This window comes from Hamadaea flava, from assembly GCF_024172085.1.
Lineage (GTDB): Bacteria > Actinomycetota > Actinomycetes > Mycobacteriales > Micromonosporaceae > Hamadaea > Hamadaea flava.
On sequence record NZ_JAMZDZ010000001.1, the window covers coordinates 1,813,851 to 1,831,532 of the forward strand.

General features: G+C 68.6%; 17 protein-coding genes. 4 read left to right on the forward strand and 13 right to left on the reverse strand.

From position 1 onward, the window contains the following. Window positions 1–12 precede the first annotated feature (12 nt). The gene (locus HDA40_RS08640) at window positions 13–2,028 is read left to right on the forward strand and encodes a hypothetical protein (RefSeq protein ID WP_253753747.1); all 2,016 of its coding nucleotides are present in this window, start codon (window positions 13–15) and stop codon (window positions 2,026–2,028) included. A 162-nt stretch (window positions 2,029–2,190) separates the two neighbouring features. After that, window positions 2,191–3,429, forward strand: coding sequence for an EAL domain-containing protein (locus HDA40_RS08645; RefSeq protein WP_253753749.1), 1,239 nt, complete (start codon window positions 2,191–2,193; stop codon window positions 3,427–3,429). A 79-nt stretch (window positions 3,430–3,508) separates the two neighbouring features. Here the strand turns inward: HDA40_RS08645 and HDA40_RS08650 are convergent, their stop codons facing one another. From HDA40_RS08650 to HDA40_RS08685, 8 genes are all read right to left on the reverse strand, one after another. After that, entirely contained in the window at window positions 3,509–4,063 is a 555-nt protein-coding gene (locus HDA40_RS08650) for a DoxX family protein (protein WP_253753751.1), read from the reverse strand. 265 nt (window positions 4,064–4,328) lie between these two features. Continuing rightward, on the reverse strand, window positions 4,329–5,513 hold the full coding sequence (locus tag HDA40_RS08655; protein ID WP_253753753.1) for a glycosyltransferase: 1,185 nt from the start codon (window positions 5,511–5,513) through the stop codon (window positions 4,329–4,331). A 90-nt stretch (window positions 5,514–5,603) separates the two neighbouring features. After that, on the reverse strand, window positions 5,604–5,984 hold the full coding sequence (locus HDA40_RS08660; protein WP_253753755.1) for a hypothetical protein: 381 nt from the start codon (window positions 5,982–5,984) through the stop codon (window positions 5,604–5,606). A 287-nt stretch (window positions 5,985–6,271) separates the two neighbouring features. Next, window positions 6,272–6,556, reverse strand: a complete 285-nt coding sequence (locus HDA40_RS08665) for a hypothetical protein (RefSeq protein WP_253753757.1) — start codon at window positions 6,554–6,556, stop codon at window positions 6,272–6,274. A gap of 176 nt (window positions 6,557–6,732) precedes the next feature. Beyond that, window positions 6,733–7,404 (reverse strand): sigma-70 family RNA polymerase sigma factor family protein, encoded by a 672-nt coding sequence (locus HDA40_RS08670; protein WP_253753758.1) that lies wholly within the window; start codon window positions 7,402–7,404, stop codon window positions 6,733–6,735. Between the two features lie 50 nt (window positions 7,405–7,454). Beyond that, the gene (locus tag HDA40_RS08675; RefSeq protein WP_253753759.1) at window positions 7,455–9,188 is read right to left on the reverse strand and encodes a ferritin-like domain-containing protein; all 1,734 of its coding nucleotides are present in this window, start codon (window positions 9,186–9,188) and stop codon (window positions 7,455–7,457) included. 11 nt (window positions 9,189–9,199) lie between these two features. Beyond that, the gene (locus HDA40_RS08680) at window positions 9,200–9,427 is read right to left on the reverse strand and encodes a hypothetical protein (protein ID WP_253753760.1); all 228 of its coding nucleotides are present in this window, start codon (window positions 9,425–9,427) and stop codon (window positions 9,200–9,202) included. Next, on the reverse strand, window positions 9,424–10,176 hold the full coding sequence (locus tag HDA40_RS08685) for an SDR family oxidoreductase (protein ID WP_253753761.1): 753 nt from the start codon (window positions 10,174–10,176) through the stop codon (window positions 9,424–9,426). Before HDA40_RS08685 ends, HDA40_RS08680 begins: the two co-directional genes overlap by 4 nt. A gap of 227 nt (window positions 10,177–10,403) precedes the next feature. On the opposite strand from HDA40_RS08685, the gene HDA40_RS08690 reads away from it, so the two are divergent. Together HDA40_RS08690 and HDA40_RS08695 are read left to right on the forward strand one after the other, a co-directional pair. Next, a complete protein-coding gene (locus HDA40_RS08690; RefSeq protein ID WP_253753762.1) occupies window positions 10,404–11,318 on the forward strand; it encodes an alpha/beta fold hydrolase in 915 nt (304 codons plus the stop codon). A gap of 49 nt (window positions 11,319–11,367) precedes the next feature. Further along, a complete protein-coding gene (locus HDA40_RS08695; protein WP_253753763.1) occupies window positions 11,368–12,105 on the forward strand; it encodes an SDR family NAD(P)-dependent oxidoreductase in 738 nt (245 codons plus the stop codon). A gap of 50 nt (window positions 12,106–12,155) precedes the next feature. Here the strand turns inward: HDA40_RS08695 and HDA40_RS08700 are convergent, their stop codons facing one another. From HDA40_RS08700 to HDA40_RS08720, 5 genes are all read right to left on the reverse strand, one after another. After that, the gene (locus tag HDA40_RS08700; RefSeq protein WP_253753764.1) at window positions 12,156–12,911 is read right to left on the reverse strand and encodes a PP2C family protein-serine/threonine phosphatase; all 756 of its coding nucleotides are present in this window, start codon (window positions 12,909–12,911) and stop codon (window positions 12,156–12,158) included. Next, on the reverse strand, window positions 12,908–13,543 hold the full coding sequence (locus tag HDA40_RS08705) for a sigma-70 family RNA polymerase sigma factor (RefSeq protein WP_253753766.1): 636 nt from the start codon (window positions 13,541–13,543) through the stop codon (window positions 12,908–12,910). The genes HDA40_RS08700 and HDA40_RS08705 overlap by 4 nt, the downstream gene beginning before the upstream one ends. Further along, complete coding sequence (locus HDA40_RS08710; RefSeq protein WP_253753768.1) at window positions 13,540–13,878, reverse strand: hypothetical protein; 339 nt, start codon at window positions 13,876–13,878, stop codon at window positions 13,540–13,542. Before HDA40_RS08710 ends, HDA40_RS08705 begins: the two co-directional genes overlap by 4 nt. A 117-nt stretch (window positions 13,879–13,995) precedes the next feature. Continuing rightward, a complete protein-coding gene (locus HDA40_RS08715) occupies window positions 13,996–14,736 on the reverse strand; it encodes an SDR family oxidoreductase (protein WP_253753770.1) in 741 nt (246 codons plus the stop codon). A 91-nt stretch (window positions 14,737–14,827) separates the two neighbouring features. After that, complete coding sequence (locus HDA40_RS08720; protein WP_253753772.1) at window positions 14,828–17,632, reverse strand: ATP-binding protein; 2,805 nt, start codon at window positions 17,630–17,632, stop codon at window positions 14,828–14,830. Between the last annotated feature and the right edge of the window lie 50 nt (window positions 17,633–17,682).

Sequence of the window (17,682 nt, forward strand, 5' to 3'; positions counted from 1 at the left end):
GCTTTCGATCAGATGGTACGCACACCGGCCGGGCTGCTCGGTGGGCTGCCCACCGCGGGGCCGACCGGTGCCGATCCCGCCGCCGACCAGGTCACCGGCGACGCCGTGGTCGCAGCGGTCGCCATCCGCCCAGCCGACAGTCTGCCGCCGGGCACGACGGATCCCGCCGCCCGGGCGACGGTGGACGACCTCGGCGAGCTGATCGACCGGACGTTGCTGACCTATCTGGACGGCGAGCCCGACATCGGGCCGTTGGTCGAGGCGATCACCACCCGGCTGTCGCCTGATCCGGGCGCGCTCGCCGACCTCTTCCAGCTCGTTTGGGACAAGTCGACCATCTTGTGGACGCGGGCGAGCGACGATCTGATGCGAGGCCGGGACTGGGCCGAGAGCGGAGCGCTGCAACTGGGCTTCGGTCCGCTCGGCCTGCTCGCCCCGGCCGTCTACGATCTCGCCAAGCCGGTCATGGCCACCTTCGCAGCGTCGCTGCCGCCGCTGTCGGAGTATCCCGACGTGCTGCAGGCGGCGTACCGGGACATGACCGAGTTCGCCGCCGGTATGGAGGAGGGCTTGTCCGGCAGCGGGCTGTGCGAGCTGTCGTTCTACACCGAGATCTTCGACAACCTCACCGCCAGCGTCCAGCAACACCTCGTCGTGGCGAACCCGGTCATCCAGGCCGGCATGGTCGCCGGGCTGGTGGAACGTCTCGTCGGCGACCTGCTCGGCGTGGTGGCACTGGTCCTGTTGCTGTCGTCGGGGCCGATCCTCGTCGCCCTCATCTGCTTCGTCGTCTACTCGATGTGGCAGGCCGGGCAGGAGAAACTGGCGCACGAAGCGGGCGGGATGCTCGCCACCGCCGCCGCACAGCCGTTCGTGACGCTGCATTCCGCCGCGGTCGGCGTCGATCTCCTGTTCCAGCTGGGCCGGATCCTGGGTCCGATCATCTTCGACATCCTGTTGTTCGCCATCGGCGAGGAACCGATAGAGCTCGCGGTGAAGGGAGCACGACAGGCGACGCGGGTGGCCGACATCTTCGAACGACTCAAGCCGTTCCTGCCCGCGACGAAGGAAGCGGAACTGCTCATCGACCGAGTGGCACAGGAGGGCATGGAACTGCTGCAGTGGTTCAAGCCCACACTTCTGCACTACGACACCGCGCTCGACGACGTATTCCTGCGCGTACTGACGCTTGACGGGTCGGACACCATCCTGCGCGACATCCGGGAGTACGTCGAGGCGAACGCCGAGGGCGAAGCCGTCCACGAACTCGTCCGGCGATTGATCACCGCGGTCGACCAGATGACCGAGCAGCGGTTGGAGGGCTTGTTGTTCCTCAGCGAGCACCGGCCGCACACCAACGCCAGCCCGAAGTATCCCGGCCCCATGTTCGGCGAGATCAACTGGACCGACGTCCTCGAATTCGCCCCCGAGACGATGGAGGGCACCCCGGACGAGCTGTTCGACCTGCTGGGCGCGATCGCTCCGCGCGTCCTGCGCAACGACAGCGGCATCACCAAAGTCATCTTCGACTTCGTCATGGGCGGCCACATCTACACGGGCGCGGCCGGGGCACTGCTCGCCGCGAAGAAGCTCATCACCGACAACCCGGCAGCCTTGCTACGGTTCGAGGTCGACGACACCAACCGCGTGATCGACATCATCACGTACCTGATCGAGACCGTCCAACAGGACGATCAGGTCGTCGAGCGGCTGGTCCTCGATCTCATCGCAGAGGTCAAGTCGCTGCCGAGCGGCGTGCTCGACGGACGGCAGCGCTCCAAGCTGATCAAGCAGATGCGCAAAGACCTGCTGCGCCACGCCACAATGGGTGACGCCGACCTCGACCGGCTCGTCTGGCTACTCGATCCCCGCGGGTATCCTGCCCTGCGCGCCAAACTGTGGGTGATGTTCCGGGAGGCGTTGGACGCCGAGCGCGGGAACATCGCCAAGCTCGTCGACCTCAACCGATTCCGGCAGGGCTTGGAGGACAAGATCGCCCGGGGCATTCTCGTCCAGCCCTACCTGTGAGCACATGGTCGCCGAGGCCGGGTGGCTAACTTCAGCCGCATGATCCTCGATTGGGCGGTGCCCAGCTGACGCTCACGGATGCGGCTGCGAGCGAGCAGCGGACCTCGGCTGCCTACCCGGCCAGATGGGCGGTTGCGGCACCTGGTCGGTGGGTAATCCGTGATGGTGCGGGGCTACGGAAGCCTTCCTGATCCCGAGTACGAGATGATCGTGCGCCAGCGGCGGTTGGACACCTGGTTCCAACCGATCGTCGATGGCGATAACGGACAGGTCGTCGGATTCGAGGCACTGGTTCGAGGACCGGCCGGATCGCGGTACGCCGCGCCGGCCGCTCTGTTCGCCGAGGCATATCGCGTCGGCAATGTGGTGGAGTTGGACTGGGCAGCGCGGGCATCCGCATGCCGCGCCGCCCTCGCAGGTGGCCTGCCGCGCCAGGCGATGCTGTTCGTCAACATCGAGCCCTTGGCCCTGGATTCGCCATGCCCACCGGATTTGGCCGCGGACATCGACGAAGCGTTCGCGCACTATCCGATCGTGCTGGAGGTGACCGAGCGGTCGCTGGAACGTGACCCGCGCGCCCTGCTGGTGGGAGTGGACCGGCAGCGTGGCAAGGTAACCGGATTAGCTGTCGACGATGTGGGCTCCAGCATTCGGCAGCTGCCGCTGCTGTCGGCACTCACACCCGACGTGATCAAGCTCGACCTGACGATCACCCAATCGCATACCTCTCCGACCGCAATGTCCTGTCTCGACTTCGCGTTCGAGCAAGCCGAACGCGCCGGCTCCGTGCTGCTGGCCGAAGGCGTGGAGACCCCGGAACACGCACGCGCAGCTCAAGCAATCGGGGCGCGGCTGCTGCAGGGGCACTACCTCGGACGGCCACAGCCGGCCCACGGAGTCCTCGGCGACCAAGCCGACGCATTCGGGGAGCTGGCCGTCTCGAGACCCGATGATGTGGATACGCCATTGCAGGCGGTCACCGGTCAACCGATGCGCCGCGCCGACCGGCGCCTCCTGGTGGCATTGATGCGCCACCTCATCAGCACGAACGTGCCATCCAGCGGGCCGGCGATGCTGCTGCTGCTCGTGCCTGATCCGGCCGCGCTCGCTGCTGTCGACGATGGGTTCCTCACTGCCCTGGCGCACCGGGACGTCCTGACGGCCGCCATCGGCCCAGGGTTGACCAGCCCACCGGCACCCGACGTACGCGGCGGCGCAATCCACGAGCAAGCGCTCGACGGCTGCTGGGCGGCGGTGCTGCTCGCCTCCGGAGTAGCCATAGCCGTCCTCGCCGAGCGGCGCGACGGCGAACCCGAGCACCTCGACTACGCCGTGACGCACGACCGAGACCAGGTCATCACAGCCGCCCGTTGCCTGCTCCGCCAGATCGGGCCATCCTGACGCCCGGCGGCCTGATCAGACGACACACGCACGACGACGCCCGGCTCTCGCCGGGCGTCGCCTTCGCGTTGGCACCCGATCAGAATCGGGTCATCGAGTACCAGGTCGGGCCGAACACCAGCAGGACCACCAAGGCGACCACCACCACCGACAACACCAGCCGGCCTCGGGTCAGGGGCGCCGGCGGGATGGGCCGCTTGGTCCAGCGGCCGACCGCGATGACGGCGGCCACCGCGCCCAGCACGATGTTGTACGGCAGGAGTTCGAACTCACCGCGTACGACGTGGAAGGCACCGGCGAGGATCATCGTCAGCGTCAGACCCGCCGCGGCGAGCGGCGTCAGGCTCGGCCGCACCCGAGTCATCGCCGGGAGGATCAAGCCGAGACCGCCCAGCACCTCGGCGACCCCGATGAACACGATCAACGGCTGCGACACGGCGGCGTACCAGGCCACGGCCTGCGGCGCTGCCGCGTACAGGGTGTCGTCGTAGAGCAGCACCTTGCCGAACCCGCTACCGGCGAAGAAGACACCCCACAGCGCCTGCACCACCCAGAGCACGCCGTTTCCGGTGATCCGCGTACGCCGCTGCCCGGTGCCGGCGGTAACCACATCCGCGCTGATCTGAGAGGTCATGTCCGATCACTCCTTGAGTCGTGGGCCGTGCTGACCCGATGGAGTCAAGGATCTCGGCCGGGCTGCGGTCCGACATCCGTAGCGGCTACGGATCCGGTCACGGAACGGGCCACGGAGCCGCCCCGCAGACCGGAGCAGGCGGCAGGCGATCAGCTGTTCCGCCTCGCCGGACGGCTTTTCGACGACCTCGCGCGACAGCTGGCCGCCTTTGCGCAGACACCGCAGTCAGACCGCTGAGACACCAGCGCTTACCAAGCCCGGACACCTACCGAAGGGTCGACATGTCGAAGAACTCATCTGTCCAGGGCTCACACAAGCTCAAGTAGGCGTTGGCAGCGTCGCGGCCCTTGAGCCGGAACAGGTACGCGGCGATGAGCGCGTCCAGCGGGCGGCCCTGTTTGTCGAGACCGCTGAGGGTCACTGCCGCGGGATCTTTCCGCAGGCGTACCAGTCTGCCGAGGGTGTCCGGTGCCGGCTGTTGGACCTTGTTCAGCTCGTGTAACCCGCGAAAGTAGGCTGCGTCGGGGTGCTCGCCTGCCGTCAGCCGGTCGAGGTCGAAACAGAGCCCGAGCGCCGTCGTCCATTCACCCAGCTGCGCGAGGCGACCACAAGCCCGGGACAGGGCGAGGGATCGATAGAACTCCGGCGCTTGCCGGTCGCCCGGGTATTGCTGTTTGGCGCTGTCGAAGGCTTCGACGAGCGTCATCACATCGGTGAAGTGAAGCATCGGCAGCGCGTCTCGCAGCTGAAAGAACAGCCAGCGCGGATTGTCCGGCTCTCGCCGCCGTGCTGATTCGAGCAGGGCCACATTGCGCTGGATCTTGTCCTTGGCCACCACCACTTCGGAGGAGTAGCCGTCGTGCCACAGAACCAGATCGATACCGATCAGGCCGGGCACCGCATCCGCGTCCGCGGGAATGTAGGGGTACTCGTGCACTTCGCCGCGGAAGCGAAGATGATCGGCGGGCACGATCCTGGCGATTTCGCGATACTCCGCGTCTCGTCCGTCCTCCCGGATCACCGGTGTGAGAGCGCACCAGGTTATTCCGGCGACTGACTCGAAGGCGCGTAGCCGATCGCGTAGCACGTCCGTGCAGTCGCTGTCGATCCACTCGTCGGCGTCGAGAAACATTGCCCAGCCCTCGCCGACGGCGTCCAGCGCGGCATTGCGCGCCTGCGCGAACGAGTCCGCCCAAGCGATCTGCAGCATCTCGACGCGCTGATCGGTATAGCCGGCCACGATCTGAACGGTGGCGTCGGTCGAGCCGGTGTCGACAACGAGCACTCGGTCGACAGAGGTGGCCAGCGCGCTGTCCAAACAGCGAGCGATGGCGCGTTCCTCGTTGAGGGTCAGCACCACTATCGTGACGGGCCAGAGTTCGTCGCTGCCGGCTGGAGCACCGTCCGGGATTGGCTGATAGATCTCGAGTAGACCTGCGATGTCGTCCATGGGCACCTGCAATGTGGACTGTGGGGTGGCAGGTGCCGGGTGGCCGGAGCGGAACGCCCGACCACCCTTGCAACCGCGTACCGGGGAAGGTCAGTAGGTGCGGCAGGAGCTCTTCCGGCCGGCGTAGTAGCGCTCGTAGTAGCCGCACATCCACGCGTAGTGGTCGAAGGTGTAGCAGGTCGTGCGCGCGGAGTAGTAGTTGGTGGTGTAGAGGTAATCGAAGTCCTGCCGCGCGATTCCGCACCACTTCATGTGGTCGTAGTTCTTGAAGTCCGGCTGGTTGCAGGTGACCGCCGCGGCGGGCGAGGCTCCGGCGAAGACGATCGAACCAGACACGGCCATGAGCACGGCCGCGTAGGCGAAGAACTTCGATCGCCGTTGCGTCCGGGGCGCCACCGCGGGAATGGTCACCGGCGCCGAGGAGAACTCGGCGTCGAGATCATCGAGGATACGGCTCTTCAGATCGTTCACAGAACGTATTCCTTCCACGAACGGAGGCCGGGCTCGACGCCGAAGGCCTCGCAATGGTGTGGGAGTGGAACTGATTGCGAGATGGACGATAATCAGTCGACTCAGGCGAGGCAGTCGGCAGAAGTGCCTAGTCAATCAAGTCCTGAGGCGAGGTCGTCCACCACGCAGCGTTCGAGTCACGACGGCGAGCCGGACCGATGAGCCCCGCACCCGAACGGCACCGTGCGATCAAAAAGAGGCCGCCGGCACCTCACTCAATGGGGTGCCGGCGGACGAGAACGGTTCGGTCAGCTGGTGATGATTACCCCGGTCCAGACAATCCACCAACCTGAATCACAGGTGGCCGTTGAAAGACCGCCCGGGTTCTTCCACGCGCCGTATTCGTACGTGTACCGCGGCGACGTCAGGAGACCATCGGTGGAACCATTCGAGGCACAGGTCGCCGATGCGGTACGGCCCGACGTCGCCTTGGCGCGGTCGGGGTACGCCGCCGCAGCTGGCGTCGCGGAAAGCGCGACGACGGCCGCACCCGTGGCCACCATGACCGACGCGGCGACGCCCAGCCGTCTCACCGACCCAGAGATATTCGCATACGCCTCCTATTGCGGGATCGGGCAACGCTTGCTCGATCCGGCATGTGCAATCTGGAATCGGGATGTTCACATGGCATATATGGGCCGCACCTGTTCAACTGCGCGCATGACCCGATTGAAGTCGCGGCGAAAGAGCCGGTATCGATGCTTCGGAATCACTGCCAACCGCGGAGCTTGTCGGGATTTACCACGAGCCACACGACATGCACTCGTCCGGCGGCGACGGTCAGGCTGGCGACGCCCACCACCTGGCCTGCCAGGCGCAGAACCAGGCCCGCGCGCCCGTTCACAGCTTCGGCCGCCACGAAGACGCGGGGTCGGCCGCCCAGGAAGCCCGTGAGGAACCGGGCTATTCGCTCCGATCCGTGGACGGGGTCGGTGGGAACTCGCAGCTTGCCGCCGCCGTCGGCGATGAGGACCGCTTCGGCAATCAGCGCGCGCCGAAGTGCCGCCGAGTCGCCGCCTTCGCACGCCGCCGCGAAGTGGCGGGTGACCATGTCAAAGGGGTCCTCGTGGCGGGGCATCACGAACGCGACGGGGGCCAGACGCGCCGATGCCGGCTGGGTGTCGGTCGCCGGGCCGGGCGTCACGCCCCGGCCGATGGTTTCGACGGTCGCGCTGAGCCAGGCTTCGGGCAGTGCGACAGCGGCGCGTTCCGCGGGAACGAGCAGGTACCAACGGCGGTAGGCCTCGGCGACGATGTGGTCTGCCGTCTCCGGCGAACCGATTCGCGCCGCCAAGGCCATCAGGTGCCGACGTTCGTCGAGCACCTCCGCCAGAGACGTCGTGCGCTCGACTTCAGGATCGAGCACGGTCGACGTCCTCACGTCCGCACGGGATCACATGACCTCATCCAGGTCGCGGGTCGTTGCGCTGATCACTGTTCGGGCGCCTCCTCCCGGAAGCCGATCGCCCGGTGGGTCCCGTCGCAGAGCGGCTTGTTCGCCGAATGTCCGCATCGGCACAGCGTCACGCGGTTCCGCGTCTCGATCGGTGTGCCGTCCGTACGCAGCACCGCGACCGCGCCGGTGACCCATAGCGCACTTGCCAGGCCGTCCTCCTCCTCGAGGACCGACACCGCTGGCGGGAGGTCGGCCTCGATCGTCTCGCCGCCACGTTCCAACGCGTACGAGTAGGACCCGGACGGGCAGTGGTCGATCCGGCTCATGATGTCGGAGCGCACGTCGCTGTCCTGGGAGTCGTCGAGCATCTTGGCGATCGGCCGCGTACGCCCGAAGCAGAACGCGGCGTGGATGCACAGCTCGCCGACGCGTTGCGCCGAGACGCCTACGCCGTCGTGCACATGTTGCAGCTCTCGGTACGGTTTCAGCGGGGCGGCGTCGGAGCCGTCGAAGCCGATCCGGACGTGCGTGCCGTCGCAGAACGGCTTGTTGCTTGATTGACCGCAGCGGCACAGGGCGTAGGTGTCCTCGGTCGGCAGGGGGTCGCCGGTTTTCCAGGTCACCGCCTTGCCTTGGGCCGATACGATCTTCGTCTTGCGTCGCAGGGGGATCCCTCCGTAGACGAGGTAGGGACCGTTGGGGAGTGCGACGATGCGTCGCCCTCCCCCGGCGTGCCAGGCCCGCTGTTCGGGCGGCATGTAGTCGAACGTCGGCCCGGTCGAGGCGCCGCTGCCGCCGGGCGTACCCATAAGATCCTGGGCTTGGGCCTTGAGCTGGAACATGCTTGCGATGGCGACGGTGAGCAACGCCGGGCTGCCGTTGAAGGTCTCGTCCAGCAGGTGAAGGACGGTGCCGTAGGTGTGGTTGAACTTGTCCTGCGCGACCCGTACCGGGCTGCCCAGCGGGTGGTCGGTCAGCCGCGGGTTGGGCCGCATCGGACGAACCGCGGTGAAGTCGACGGTGATCGCCTCGCCGGTGGGGCCCGAGGTCGCGGTGTCGCCTCGCTGGTAGCGGCGGCCCGCCTTGAGTTCCTGAAAGCGGTAGTAGTGCGCGACCTCGTCGCGATCCGGGTGGAAGATGTCCTGGTCGCCGTCCCAGACTTCACCTCGCGAGGTCCCCTCGCCCTGTTCGACGATCTCCGCTACGGCGGCCAACGCGCCGTCCAGGTCCTGGATCGCGTGCAGCCGACCGGCGGTGTGCCGGAACCCGCCGGTCACCTGCCGGGCTGGGTCGCCGGTGAACACCGCGTGCTCCCCAAGCCGGTCACACAGGTCGCGCAGGCCTTGTTCGATCGCGGCGTAGAACTGGCCGATCGTCTCGTAGCGGTCGCCTTCGGCGGGCGCGCCCGCCGCCGCCGGCTGTTCGATGCGCAGGAACATGTCCAGCGCTTGCGGGCCGAACGGCAGCAGGGCCAGTTCCAGCGACGGGTCGCCGTGCGGCAGTCGCCGGGGATGTGGCGGCAGCAGCTCCGGGGTGTCGAGCCGGGGTCGGCCGCCGACCGCGTTGAGCAGGTTGGCGGCCAACGCCAGGTGCAGCATCTCCTCGGCGAAGACGCTGCTGATGACCTCGGCCGCGGCCAGGTTCCGGGTCGCGTCCAGCGAGTACAGGGCGCACAGGTAGGGCGGCAAGGTGGCGTGTTCCAGCTCGATGGCCCATTGCAGATGTACGCGCAGATCGTCGAGCGTGGTGATGCGTGCGGATGATCGCACCGGTGTCTCTTTCACGTGTCGAGCCCGGATTCGGCGGCATCGGCGCGTGGCGCGTCGCGTTCCAGTGCTTCGATCGCGCCCAGCAGACTACGCAGGCCGACCTGTTCGCGCTGGGCGTCGGCCGGGTCGAACTGCCATTCGGTGACCGGCCGGGCCAGGGCGTCCTCGGGGTGGCTCGCCGCTTGCAGGGCCAATTCCGCCGCCACCTGGATCTCCAGGTCGTGCAACGAGTCGCTCATCGCTTCCCACCACCCGCGAGCCAGTCGGAGTAGGTGAGGTGGCCGAGCGCCGCGCCGTCGTCGGGCACCAGGGAGCGCTCCGACAGCTCGGCACCGAAATAGCGTGCGTGCGGATCGGTGACGACCTGACGCGTGTCCCCCCAACTCCTCAGCGCCTTCTGGAAGAAGTCGTCCATCCGGAGCTGCTCCGGGCCGGCGACCTCGGTACGCCCGTTCAGCGGTACGCCTGTCGCGACGCGGGCGACCGCGTCGGCGACCTCCTCACCCGCGATCGGCTGGAAGAGCACCGGTGCCAGGCGTACCTTGTCGCCGTCGGTCGCGGAGTCGGCGATGCCGTGGGCGAACTCGAAGAACTGCGTGGCGTGCACGAGGGAGAACGGGATCGCCGACTGGGCGATGAGCTGTTCCTGCGCAATCTTGGCCCGGAAGTAGCCGCTGTCCGGCAGCCGTTCGGTGCCCACGACCGACAACGCGACGTGGTGGCCCACCCCGGCGGCCGCTTCAGCGGCGAGGATGTTGCCGGTGGACTTCTGGAAGAACTCCAGGACCGCCGCGTCCTCGAACGAGGGCGAGTTCGACACGTCGACGACGACCGAGGCGTTGGCCACCGCGTCGGCGAGCCCTTCTCCGGTCAGCGTGTTCACGCCGGTGTTCGGGGACGCCGCGACGGCTTCGTGGCCGAGCTGCCCTAGTTTCGTCACGACTTTCGAGCCGATCAGTCCGGTACCGCCGATAACCACGATCTTCATGACAGGGCCTTTCTGTTCGCAGCGAACCTCCGGGGACTCGGTCTCCCCGATCAACCAGCTATGACCGGGAAGTCGCCCTACCTGTGACAGGTCCAGACCGACAGATTTCGTGGCGCGGGCCGGGCATGGTCCGTTGTCACAGCTGTCCGGGCTGGGCGGTCATAGCTGGCTGGCAGCGGCGGCATGGGATCGGACCCGCCCCGCGTGAACAGATGAGGAGAAGCCGCATGAGGGACCTGCCGACCCGGTCCGTCGTCACCGATGAGCTTGAGGTGGCCTGTCATGAAGCCGGCCCGGCCGACGGTCAGCCCGTGCTTCTGCTGCACGGGTTCCCGTACGACATTCACAGCTACATCGAGGTATCCGATTCGCTGGCCGCGTCCGGTTATCGAGTCGTGGTGCCTTATCTGCGTGGGCACGGCCTGACGCGGTTCCGGCGGCCGGACACCGTCAGGTCCGGTCAGCAGGCCGCCCTGGGCGCCGATGTGATCGCACTGCTGGACGCGCTGGCGATTCCGCGCGCGATCCTGGCCGGATTCGACTGGGGTGGTCGGGCGGCCTGCGTGGCGGCGGCGTTGCACCCGGAAAGGGTCACCGGCCTGGTCTCGGTCAACAGCTACCTCATCCAGGACATCAGCGTCGCGACGCGCCCGCTTCCGCCCGAGTTGGAGGCGGGATTTTGGTATTTCTTCTACTTCCTGACCGAGCGCGGCCGCGCCGGGCTCACCGCGAATCGCCGTGCGGTCGCCGAGGTGATCTGGCGGCACAACTCGCCGAACTGGGACTTCACTTCGGCCGACCTCGACCGGGCGGCCAAGGCGTTCGACAACTCGGATTACGTCGACGTCGTCATCCACTCCTACCGTCACCGTCTGGGACACGCCGCGGGCGCGCCCGCGTACGCCGCGGCCGAAGCCGCTCTCGCGCTCGCTCCGGCGATCACCGTGCCGGCGGTCACCCTCGACGGCACCGCCGACGGGAACTTCCCGGCGACCGACGGCACCCCCAGCGCCGCGCATTTCGTTGGCCCGCGCGCACATCATCGGGTACGCGACGCGGGCCACAACCTCCCGCAGGAAGCGCCCGAGGAGTTCGCCGACGCCGTCCGGGAGGTCTTCGAAGCCGCGCGGGCGACGCGATGAGGCGTGTCGATCCGGCAATCCATTACATCGAGAACATCGTGGAGGAGAAGTGACCACCAGTCTGACCGAGAAGGTCGTCCTCGTCACCGGGGCGTCGTCCGGCATCGGCGAGGCCACGGCGCTCGCCCTGTCGAAAGCGGGCGCCCGGGTCGCTGTCGGGGCGCGGCGCGCCGACCGGCTCCGGTCCCTCGTGGACGACGCGTCCGGCGAAATGCTCGCCCTGGACCTGGACGTCACCGACCAGCCGGCGGTCGAGGCGGCCATCGAGGCCACCGTCGCCCGGTTCGGCCGACTCGACGTGCTCGTGAACAACGCGGGAGTCATGCTCAGCGGCCCGATCCTGGGCGCCGACACGACCGAGTGGATCCGGATGGTCGAGACCAACCTCCTGGGCTCCATGTTCGCTGTCCACGCCGCGCTTCCGCACCTGTTGGAGACCAAGGGCGCCGTCGTCCAGATCTCCTCGACCTCCGGGCGCACGGCCTCGGCCGCCAGCGCCGTCTACGCGGCGACCAAGTTCGGGATCACCGCATTCTCGGAAGCGCTGCGGCAGGAGGTCACCGCCCAGGGCGTCCGGGTCATCGTCGTCGAACCGGGATTCGTCGCGACGGAACTGGCCGATCACATCACCGATCAGGCCATTCGATCCCTAGCGCAGGACATGGCTCGGTCGATGCGGACCTTGCGGCCCGAGGACATCGCCGGTGCGATCCTCTACGCGCTCGCCCAGCCGGAGCACGTGGCCGTCAACGAGATCCTCATCCGGCCCACCGACCAGACCCGCTGATTCCGCCGCCTCCCATCAGTGGGGCCGGGCCGAGGGCCCGGCCCCACTGATCACTCTGTCCGCTGAGCGACGAGCACGCAGGCGTCGTCGCCCGCCGCGGCGCTGAAGTCGAGCTGGTCGAGCAGGGCTGCCGGATGATGGATGCCCGCGATCCGATCGGCGAGCTGGCTGATGCCGTCATCGAAGCTGCCTCGCCCAATCATGCCGTCGGTGTAGAGGACGAGTGACTGCCCTGGCCGCAAGACACGTACCTCCTGCTCGTACGGCGGTTGCGCGAACATGCCGAGCAACGGCCCGCGCGGGTTGGGTAGCCGCACCCCACGCCGATGATCGGACAGCAGGACCGGTGGATGTCCCGCGCGTGCCCAGACCAACCGGCCACCGCTCGGCCGGTACTTTGCGATGACGGCGGTCGCGGTGACCGAGCCGGCTGCCTGGCACAGCAGGTTGTTCAGTTTCGTCAGCACCACCGCCGGCGGTTCACCGGCGGACGCGTACGCCGCCATGGCGTAGCGCAGGCCGATCATGGATTCGACGGCGGGCAGGCCGTGCCCCTCGACGTCGCCGACGGCGAGCACTACATCGCCGTCGGGCAGCTGCGTGACGAGGTACCAGTCGCCGCCTATGTGGACTTGCGGATCGCCGGCCCGGCAGCGCACGGCGATCCGCAGCCCGCCGAGGTCGGTGATCAGATCGGGTGTCGGCTGGATCGCGTCCTGCAGGACGTGGCTGATCCGTCGGTGGCGGGCCAGCTGCCGGCGCAGCGATCGGTGTTCACGGGCAGCGGGCTGGAAGGTGTCGGTCATTGCGTTCTCCTAGGCGTACGGGTGGCGGCGGCAGCGAGGTGGTCTTCCAGTGCGGTGACGTCGCCGGTCTGCGCGGCGGCCCGGAATCGGGCCAGGAACCGCCGATGTTCGAGCTTGTCGATGGGGTTCGGACGGCCGCCGCTCAGCCGCCGGCCGGCCCGGCTCACGAGCTTGCGCGCGTACACCTCGGTGACCTGCAGGATGTCTGCGATCTGGTCGTACGGGTAGCCGAAGGCCTCCCGCAGAACGTAGGCGGCCCGCTCGACCGCGCTCAGTCGTTCCAGGAGCAGCAGGCAGGCGATCTCCAGGGCCTCCGCGCGTTCGGCTCCGAGCGCCGGGTCGGCCTCTGTGTCGACGGGTTCGGGCAGCCAGGTGCCGACGTAGGTCTCGCGACGCGACCGGGCGGACTGGGCGACGTTGATCGACAGCCGGGTCGTGGTCACTGCGAGGAAGGCCGCCGGGTTGCCGACGCCCTCGTGGTCGGTGCTGTGCCAGCGCACCCAGGCGTCCTGCACGATGTCCTCGGCTTCGGCGACGCTGCCGAGCATCCGGTACGCGATGCCGAAAAGGCGGGGCCGGACCGAGACGAAGGCGGAGACGGCGTGGTCGAGGGTGTTCGTCGAGGTGCTCATCGGCTCCTCGCAGCGTCGTGCCGGCCACGACCGTGGAACGGCCCGATGCTGACGCCGTCGGTGTCTTCCTCCACCACGGCGATGTGCGGATGACGACGCCAGCCACGGCATCGCACGGCGACCACGGCCGCCCAGTAGGGGTCGAAGTCGTCCGACGATCGCATTATGCGTAGCCGGCGCCCCAAGCCGGCGCTGCACCGCTGACAGCGGGACTCGGCGGCGATGACGTCGTACGCGATGTGGATCAGCGTGAGGTCGAGATGGGTGTCCTCGAGCGGGCTCGGCGACGTGGCGTCACTGCGCCAGAACGTCCACGGTGTGGCAACCCAGTCCATGGTTCTCCTTTGGTGGCAGGCGTTTGCGTTTCCTCACCGTCACATCGCCAGTGGCCCGTTCGATCCAGGGAAACTCACTGGGGACGCCGGGCCAGGGCGGGGCCAGGGTGTGTGCCGTCACCAGGTTTGACCGCTGGAGCGGAGCACCATCTCGTTGACGGACACCTGTCGTTGCCTGGTCACGAGGTAGCTGATCGCATCCGCGACGTCGACCGGCCGCAGCGCCCCGCTGTCCTGCGCCGCTCCGGCGGACACGTCGCCGGGCCGCACCTGACCGACCCGTACGCCTTCCGGCCGCAGTTCCTGCCGCAGGGATTCGGTGAATCCGCCGAGCCCGAACTGGGTGAGGCTGTACGCGCTCGACGCGGGGCGGGCGACTCGGCCCGCCGTGGAGCCGACGATCACGAGGTCGGCCACCTGCCGGGGTGCGGTGGCGGCCGCGTCGATCAGGTACGGCACCGCGGCGTGGGTGATGTGCAGCGCCGTGGTCAGGTTGAGGGCGACCATGCGGTCCCACTCCTCGACCGTGGCGTGCAACGCGGTGTTGATCAGCTGATGGCCGGCCGTGATGATCAGGATGTCGAGCCGGCCGAACCGGCGCAGTGTCTCCTGGACGGCGTCGGATGCGCCGTCCGCCGTGGTGAGGTCGGCTTCCAGCGCGGCCGCCTGGCCTCCCCCGCCGATGACGTCCCGCACCGTCGGCTCAAGGTGCTCGCGCCGGTCACCGGCTAGGGCGATCGCTGCGCCTTCTTGGGCCAGGCGGTGGGCCGTGGCGGCGCCGACGCCGCCGGTGGCTCCGGTGACGCCGGTGGCTCCGGTGACGAGCGCGACGGCGGACTGAAGCGGCTGATCGGACATGGTGGTCTCCTCGAGTCACGGACGACGCTGAGGCGCCGTCGCCAACTCGACGAGACTCACGTGGCCAGGCACCCGCCCGCGCCAGGGAAACTCACTGGTGCGGGACCTCCAGGGGCCTGGCGGTCTCGTGCTCGCCGAGCGGCAGGACGTCACGCAACTGCGAGCGCGAGGTGATGGCGAGTTTGGTGAAGATCTTGCGCAGGTGCCACTCGACCGTCCGCGGGCTCAGATACAGCCGAGCGCCGACTTCCGGATTAGACAGTCCGTTTCGGACCAGCACGGCGATCTGCTCCTCCTGAGGCGTCAGCTCGTCGGTGGCGGCGGCGTTGACCGCGCGCTTGCGGACCGTTTCGCCCGTGGCCAGCAGTTCGCGCCGCGCTCGCTCTGCGAACGCCTCCATGCCGATTTCGACGAACATGTCGTACGCCGTGCGCAGGTGGGTTCGCGCTTCGGCCCGCTGACGCTCCCGCCTCAGCCACTCGCCGTACAGCAGATGAGCGCGGGCGAGTTCGGGACGCAGCAACGTCCGGCCCAGCCGCTCGATCGCCTCCCGATACAGCAGATCGGCTTGGGTACCTGCGGTGAGCAGTGCCCGGCATCGGGCCAGCGTTCCCTGTGCCCAATCGGTGTCGCATGGTTCGGCTGCTTCGGCCAGGCGGTCCAAGGCGCGGCGGGCCGCCTGGCCGTCCCCGACTCGTGTCGCCGCTTCGATGATCTCCGGAAGCACCCACACCGACACCCACAGTTCGGCGATCTGCGTACTGGTCTCGGCGGCCGCGGCTGCCTGCTCGTAGCGCCCGAGCCCGTTGTACAGCACAGCGGCCGCCCAGTTCGCGACGGTGACGCCCATCAGCTGGCCGTCTTGCCCCGCCCAGTCGATCGTGGCTGCGATCAGCTCCGCGGCCTCGGTCTGTCTGCCCTGCAACGCCGTGAGGAGTAGCCGGGTGTGCTGGGCGATCGGAATCCGGGCGACGGTCGCGATGGCGTCGGACTCGGCGACGATCGCGGCGGCGCCGGCGAAGTCACCGGTCAGCAAGCTCGAAATCCCCAGCGATGCCAGGTAGATCGGCAGCTCGGTCAACGCTCCGGCCGCGCGTACCTCCTCTGCGGCCCGCGCGTAGGTCTGGCACATCGCGCGGTCGTCCCAGACGACGCAGCTCACCCCGGCGGCGACCCAGCCCCATTTCAGCAGATCCTCCGTGGTGTATGCGGCCGGGTTCGCCAGGGCCACCATCGCCTCCCGCAGCGTGGGGAGGGCAGCTGCCCGGCCCTTCGTCACGAGCAGCGCGTACCCGGACAGCACCAGGTCGATCGGACGCGGGACGCCGGGCGGCGGCGGGACCGACCGCATCGCCTGCGAGACGGCGACCAGGCTGTCGCCGTCGGCGGCGATCAACGAGGACGCACCCCAGGCCAACAGGTAGGTCTCCCGCGCCAGATCCATGTCGTGCGGTTCGAGTCGCTGCGCCGCCGACAGCAACATCGGCGGTGCTTCGTTGTTGAACCCGGCCGCCATCGTGATGTGACTGCGGACCAGGTGTGCGCGTACGCGCAGGAACTCGGTCTGGGCGTCGAGCGCCGCGATGTCGACGAACCGCCGCGCGGCGGCGAGGTCACCCGCCCGGAGGCTGGCGTCGGCCGCGGCGACCGCGCGTTCGGCCCGGCGGGCCCGGTCCACGGTCAGCGCCACCGAACGCTGAAGGAACGCCGCCGCTGCGGCCAGCCCGCCCCGGGACTGGGCCCGCCGGGCCGATCGTTCGAGCTCGGCGGCGACCTGCTCGTCCGGAGCGGCGGCGGCCGACGCCAGATGCCAGGCCCGGCGATCCGGGTCGGCCTGCTGGTCGGTCACCTCGGCCAACGCCAGATGAACCGATCGCCGGTCCGTTTCCGGCGCGGAACGGTAGACGGCCGACCGCACGAGCGGATGGCGGAAGGTGACCCGGACGCCGAACGAAAGCAGACCGTCCATGCCGCCGGTGAGCGCTTCCGCCGGTGTCACCCCGAGTCGATCGGCGGCCCGCCACACCAGGGCGGGATCCCCGACCGGCTCGGCGGCGGCGATCAGCAGCAGCAACCGGGTCGCAAGCGGCATCTCCTCGATGCGATGCAGGAAGCTCTCCTCGATCTTGCCCGGCAGCGTGTCCGCGCGCGGCAGGCCGAAGCCGCCGCCCAACTGGGTGATGGTCAGGCCGCGGTGCAGTTCCAACAGGGCAAGCGGATTGCCGTCGGCCTCCGCGATGATCCGGGCCCGGACATGCCGGTCGAGCCGCGCGTGGGTCACCGAGTCGAGCAGGGCGTGCGCGTCACCGTCCCGCAACCCGGTGACCTCCAGCTCGGGCAGGCCCGTCAGCTCCTGGCCCCGTTCCCGGGCGCCGAAGACCAGCGCGACCGACTCGGCCAGCAGCCGCCGGGCCACGAAACCGAGAACCTGCGCCGATGCCCGATCCATCCACTGCGCGTCGTCGATGACGCAGAGCAGCGGCTGTCCCTCGGACGCCTCCGATAGCAGGCTCAGCACCGCGAGCCCCACCAGGAAACGTTCGGGAGGACTCCCCTCGCGCATGCCGAACACCGTTTCGAGCACCGCGACCTGTGGAGCCGGCAGGTTCTTCGTCCGGTCCAGCAGCGGTGCGCACAACTGATGCAAGGTGGCGTACGCCAGTTCCATCTCCGATTCGACGCCGGCCGCTCGCAGCATGCGCATATCTGTCGCGGAGCCTTCGAGGTAGTCGAGCAGAGCCGACTTCCCGACGCCGGCCGAACCGTGCACGAGCAACACCCGGCTCTCCCCCGCACACGCCGCCTTGATCAGCTGATCAAGGACCTGCCGCTCGGCCGCACGCCCCAGCAGCCGGAGCTTCTTGCCGTGCCGTGAGCTGTAACGCCGCTGATCCACCCGCCACCCCGCCCTCGGTCGGCGGCCACGCGGGCCGCCCGGACTCATTT